This is a genomic window from Sphingomonas sp. FUKUSWIS1 (genome assembly GCF_000733135.1).
Taxonomy (GTDB): domain Bacteria; phylum Pseudomonadota; class Alphaproteobacteria; order Sphingomonadales; family Sphingomonadaceae; genus Sphingomonas; species Sphingomonas aerolata.
The window spans coordinates 1-4,657 of record NZ_JPJC01000003.1 but is presented as its reverse complement, the minus strand read 5'-3'; the positions used below and the strand labels follow the sequence as shown (position 1 = coordinate 4,657).

The 4,657-nt window shown below is 69.4% G+C and carries 5 protein-coding genes; 3 read left to right on the top strand and 2 right to left on the bottom strand.

From position 1 onward, the window contains the following. Nucleotides 1-2 precede the first annotated feature (2 nt). Entirely contained in the window at nt 3-734 is a 732-nt protein-coding gene (prmC, locus tag sphsw_RS00210; protein ID WP_235188220.1) for a peptide chain release factor N(5)-glutamine methyltransferase, read from the top strand. Between the two features lie 260 nt (nt 735-994). Continuing rightward, entirely contained in the window at nt 995-2,221 is a 1,227-nt protein-coding gene (locus sphsw_RS00205) for a DUF4167 domain-containing protein (protein ID WP_031438850.1), read from the top strand. Nucleotides 2,222-2,322: 101 nt separating this feature from the next. Here sphsw_RS00205 and sphsw_RS00200 read toward each other — a convergent pair whose 3' ends face one another. After that, complete coding sequence (locus tag sphsw_RS00200; protein WP_031394022.1) at nt 2,323-2,613, bottom strand: hypothetical protein; 291 nt, start codon at nt 2,611-2,613, stop codon at nt 2,323-2,325. 71 nt (nt 2,614-2,684) lie between these two features. On the opposite strand from sphsw_RS00200, the gene sphsw_RS00195 reads away from it, so the two are divergent. After that, a complete protein-coding gene (locus tag sphsw_RS00195) occupies nt 2,685-3,137 on the top strand; it encodes a CBS domain-containing protein (RefSeq protein WP_031394021.1) in 453 nt (150 codons plus the stop codon). A 13-nt stretch (nt 3,138-3,150) separates the two neighbouring features. On the opposite strand, the gene sphsw_RS00190 is transcribed toward sphsw_RS00195, so the two are convergent. Continuing rightward, the gene (locus sphsw_RS00190; RefSeq protein WP_042466195.1) at nt 3,151-4,617 is read right to left on the bottom strand and encodes a lipopolysaccharide biosynthesis protein; all 1,467 of its coding nucleotides are present in this window, start codon (nt 4,615-4,617) and stop codon (nt 3,151-3,153) included. Nucleotides 4,618-4,657: the final 40 nt, after the last annotated feature.

The window sequence follows — 4,657 nt, the reverse complement described above, 5'->3', positions numbered from 1 at the left end:
TGCTGATGGCGCATGCGCTGGGCGTCGAGCGGAACGCGATCCTGCTCGATCCCGACCGCTACGCCGTTCCCGCCGGTTTCGCGGCGCTGGTCGAGCGCCGTCTGCGGCATGAGCCGATCGCCTATATCACCGGCACGCGCGGCTTCTGGTCGATCGATCTCGCGGTCGGGCCGGGGGCGCTGGTGCCCCGCGCCGACAGCGAGACGCTGCTGATCGCCGCGCAGGCGCATTTTGCCGGCGGTGCGCCCGCGACCATCCTCGATCTCGGCACCGGCCCCGGTACGCTGCTGCTCGCCGCGCTCGACGAATGGCCCGCGCGCGGTCTCGGCATCGACTTTTCGGCGGACGCGCTCGGCTATGCGCGCGCCAATGCGGCGGCGCTGGGGATGGCGGACCGTGCGCAGTTTTTGCGCGGCAGCTGGGCGGACGCGATCGAGGGGCGGTTCGACCTGATCCTCGCCAACCCGCCCTATATCGGTACCGCCGAGACGCTGCCGCCCGAGGTCCGCGATCACGAACCGCATGCGGCGCTGTTCGCAGGCGCGGACGGGCTCGACGATTACCGGATCCTCGCGACGCAGCTCCCCTCGCTGATCGCACCCGGCGGCGCGGCGGTGATCGAGATCGGCGCGACGCAGGCGGGACCGGTCTCGGCGCTGCTCGAGGCGGCGGGGCTGCACGTTGCGCTACATCATGATTATGGCGGAAACCCGCGCGTCCTGCTTGCGCGATGACCGGCGCGACTTGACGATTATGGCCTGCCGCCGCATATTTCGCTTGTGGGAGGCCCTTCCGGGCCGCTATCACGTGGGCAGGGGCACGCAATCTCGACAACTTGGTCGTTTTTGAGCGTTGACCCGCATCCTTCGCCTTAAAGTCGCTGCAGTCCGGCGGCCCTGGCAAGTCCGACGCATCGTCATCGGTGCGCGGCGGGGGGTTTGCACCGCATTTCGGAGCACGACCAGATTTTGGTTCGACGACTGAGGACACAAGCTTGATCAACAACCGGCAAGCCGGCCGCCGTCGCGGTCGTGGCAACAATAATAATGGCGGCGGTGGCGGCGGTGGCGGTCAACGCCAGGGCGGCGGCGGTGGTGGTGGCCAGGGTGGCCGCGACACCGGCAACCGCATCGACAGCCGCGCGCGCGGCAACGCGAGCCAATTGTACGAGAAGTACAAGAACTTGGCGCGCGACGCGCAGATGCAGGGCGACCGCGTCAACATCGAATATTATCTCCAGTTCGCGGATCATTATTTCCGCGTGCTGAGCGAAACCCGCGCGCGCTTCGAAGAGAGCCAGCCCCAGGCGCAGCAGCAGCCGCGTCGCCAGCAGCCGTTCGATCTCGACGGCGACGATGATTATGGCGACGAGGGCGAACCGATCCGCTCGGGTGAGCAGCAGGGCAGCCAGCATAACGGGCAGCAAAACGGGCAGCAGAACGGCCAGCAGGGATCCGGCGACCAGACGGCGATGGCGAATGGCGGCCAGTCCAATGGCCAGTATTCGAACGCCCGCGCGCCCCGTGAGAACCAGGGCCGCGAAAACCAGGGCCGTGATGGCCAGGGTCGCGACGACCGCTCGCAGCGCGACGATCGCCCACGCTATGACGCGAACCGCAACGAGGGCCAGCGTAACGACGGCCAGCGTGGCGAGGCCCGCGGCCCGCGGATGACGCAGTCGCGCGACGAACAGCCCGGTGACGAGCAGGCCCAGCAGCGCGAGACCCAGCCCCGCGAAAACCAGGGCCGCGACGACTATCGCGAGGCCCCGCGCCGCGACACCATCCGTCGCACGCCACGCGCCGCGCGTCCGGTCCAGGCCGAGTCCGAGCAGCAGGGCGAGCGCGCGGACGAGGTCGCTGCCCCCAGCGTAACGCCGGCCACGCCCGACGCAGCCACGTCCGATGACCGGTCGTCCGCGCCCCAGTCCACGGGCGAACCGGTCGACGTCACGAGCGTCCCGGCGCCCGCGTCGGACGGTTCGGGCGAGGAGCAGCCCCGCCGTCGTGGTCGCCCGCGTCGCGACCGCAGTCTCGACGCGCCGGTCGCTACGGACGATGCCGCACCCGCGGCGTTCGACGCAGACCGCCTGCCGCCATCGCTCGGCATCTCGGCCTCGGCACCGGCACCCGCTGCCGACGCTTCGGCGGACGGCGCAGCTGCGGAAAAGCCGCGTCGCCGTCGCGTCCGCGTCGCCACCGACGAGGTCGAGGCGGGTTGACCGTCGCGCCAGACGGCAGGATCGAAAAAGGCCGGTACCGCGACGCTGCGGTACCGGCCTTTTTTCGTTTCATCCCTCGGCCGCGCGCATCGCCCGGACGCCTAGTCGATCCGAGTCACGTCCTCGTCATGGCCGCTGCCCGAACTCAGGAAGACGAGCCCCATCAACAACCCGGCCATGATCACCGACCCGCCGACCCCGCCGAGAATCGCGAGCATCGTCACGAGGTGCAGCGCCCCCTGAAGATGCGCCATCGCGACGATGACGCCCGCGGCGCAGATCGCCGCCGCCAGTATCATCCACGCCATGATCGTCCGGAACCGGCCCCAGGCGAACGCGGCATAGTGTGGATCGTCGAGTCCGGTCGGTGTCTCGGCAGAAGGATCGGTCATCGCTTTTCATTGCCGCGCAAACATGGTTTTCTCAAGCCACGCGCATGGAGACGCGACAAGGAGAGGCGGAGATGACGATCGCGACGATCCTCGAGACGAAGCGGCGGACCGGTGACGGCACGCGCGCGGACATGGTGCTGTCGTTGCACCCCGATGCGAGCGTCGCGGACGCGGTGGCGATGCTCGCGGAACAGCGGATCGGCGCGGCGCCGGTGCTCGACGACGGCCGCGTCGTCGGGATCTTTTCCGAACGCGACGTGATCCATTGCCTGCAGGCCAAGGGCGCGGGGGCGCTGACGCAGCGGATCGGCGACGTGATGACGCGCGCGGTCAAATCGGTCGCGCCGACCGAATCGGTGATCGGCGCGCTGTCGCTGATGACCCAGCGGCGGATCCGGCATCTGCCCGTGATCGACCATGATCAGCTCGTCGGCTTCGTCTCGATCGGCGATCTCGTCAAATTCCGGATCGACCGGATCGAGGCGGATGCCGCGGCGATGCGCGCCTATATCCAGTCCGCCTGACCCGCGGACCCGGTCAGGGCGTAACGGGGCGTTTGCGCAGCACTGCGACGAGCTCGCCCAGCGCCGCGCGCGCGAAGGCGAGCATCCCGCCCGCATAGACTACGCCGCCGACCGCGAGCAGCACCGCGAGTCGCCAGACCGGATCGAGCACTGGCAGGCGCTGATCGACCAGCCAGACCGCGAGCGCCATCGCGATCGCGGCCAGCGCGGGCGACGCGACCGCGCGGGCGACCGCACGTGCGGGGACGCCGATCACCGGCAGGCTCCGCCACGCACTGATCGCGAAATAGAGGGGATAGGCCGCGATCCAGGCGAGGCCGAGCCCGGTCGGCCCCCACTCAACCCCGATCAGGAACGCGGTGCCGAGGATCGCCGCGCCGGTCGCGCCGTTGCGCACGCCGATACCCGGTCGCCCGCGCGCATCGGAGGCGGGGGTCAGCAGCACCTGGAGCGTCATGAACGGCATCGCCAGCGCGAGCAGCCGGACGATCGGTGCGGTCTCGACCCATTTCTCGCCGAGCACGGTCAGCACCAGCGGCTCGGCGGTGACCGCGAGCCCGAGATAGAAGGGCATGGCGACGATCATCACCAGCCGCACGCCCTTGACGAACGCCCGTCCGATCGCGTCGGGATCCGCCTGCATCCGCGCATAGGCGGAAAAGGCGACTTCGTTGAGCGGCGGCACGAACTTGCTGACGAAGATCTGCGTGAGGAACAGGCTGGTCGTGTAGATGCCGAGCATGTGCGGCGAGAACCGGCGCCCGGCGATGAACACATCGGCCTGGCTCTGCAGGAACCAGAAGAGCTGGCTCGCCGCCATCACCCCGCCATAGCGCGCGATCCGGCCCGCGCCGCGAAAGTCGAAGCTCGGCCAGACCAGCGACCGCGCGCTCCACGTCATCATCGTACCGCGGACCGCGAACAGCACGAGCGGGGCGATGACGAGCGTCCATACTCCCAGTCCGTAGAGCGCGCCGCCGAGCGCGGTGCTCGCCGAGGCGATCGAGGCGGTGATGTTCGCCTTGGCCTGATGGCGAAAATCCATCGCGCGTGACAGCAGCGCATAGGGCAGGGCGATGAACGGCGTGGTGAGATAGAGCAGCGCCTGGACGCGCAGCATGTCGGCGACGACCGGCTGGCGGTAATAGGCCGCGGCGAGCGGCGCGAGCACCAGCTGCGCTGTGGCCAGCGTCGCGTTGAGCAGGATCAGCATGCCGAAGAGCTGGCGCACCTCGTGGCGGCTGATCGTCGCCTGCTGGATCAGCCCGCTCGCCAGGCCATAGCCGTTGAGCATCGCCATGAAGGTCAGGATCACCTGGCACATCGCGAACAGCCCGTAATCGGCGGGCGCAAGGATGCGGATCACCAGGAAGGTGGCGCTCCACTGGACGAGTTGCGCGACGATCTGGCTTCCCGACCGCCAGATCAGCGCGCTGCGGACCTGTCCGGCGAGCGGCGCCGGGGCGGCCAAGCCGTCGATCGGCCCGTCGGGCGGCCGGGCCGCCAGCGGGTCTGCCGCC